This window comes from Pseudomonas sp. SDO55104_S430 (assembly GCF_054070595.1).
In genome coordinates, this window is record NZ_JBSVXG010000529.1 from 1 (window position 1) to 240 (window position 240).

Here is a 240-nt window from a genome sequence, read left to right on the forward strand (position 1 = left end):
GGGCGACTTTGCCGGTGAGGCAGTACGCCGGCAGGTCGACGCTGCGCATCCAGCGAGATTGTTCGGCGGCGCTGCTGCGCATCAGCTCGCACATCCGCCAAGTCCATTGCACGGGTGAGTAGGCAATACGCAGTTGGGTTCGGCGGGAATAGAGCAGGTACTGACGCGCCTGGCCGGGATTGTGACGGGTGTCCTGATTCAGTTCGCGTTCGGTCCATTCGTGACGAATGAGCATCTCGC

At 62.1% G+C, this 240-nt stretch carries 1 protein-coding gene; it reads right to left on the reverse strand.

Annotated elements, in window-relative coordinates:
• The coding region (locus ACW9JE_RS30990) for a toxin VasX (protein ID WP_457434946.1) at positions 1–240 on the reverse strand (240 nt) is incomplete at both ends.